General features: G+C 48.7%; 2 tRNA genes. Both read left to right on the top strand.

Annotated elements, in window-relative coordinates:
* The first annotated feature begins 22 nt into the window (after positions 1 to 22).
* A tRNA-Ser gene (locus tag AB3I27_RS14090) sits at positions 23 to 110 on the top strand.
* 21 nt (positions 111 to 131) lie between these two features.
* Positions 132 to 203 (top strand) — tRNA-Glu (locus AB3I27_RS14085).
* Positions 204 to 224: the final 21 nt, after the last annotated feature.

Genomic DNA, 224 nt, shown 5'->3' with positions numbered 1-224 from the left:
AGTACAAAATCTTATTGGTTTTGGGGAAGTACTCAAGTGGCTGAAGAGGCGCCCCTGCTAAGGGTGTAGGTCGGGAAACCGGCGCGAGGGTTCAAATCCCTCCTTCTCCGTTTCAATATTTTGTTTTACCTGGCCCGTTGGTCAAGCGGTTAAGACACCGCCCTTTCACGGCGGTAACACGGGTTCGAATCCCGTACGGGTCATTAAATTCAATATAATTTTAC

This window comes from Enterococcus sp. C46, assembly GCF_040887565.1.
Classification (GTDB): Bacteria; Bacillota; Bacilli; order Lactobacillales; family Enterococcaceae; genus Enterococcus_B; species Enterococcus_B lactis.
The sequence above is the reverse complement of the archived record's forward strand: the minus strand, read 5'-3'. Positions and strand labels throughout refer to the sequence as shown.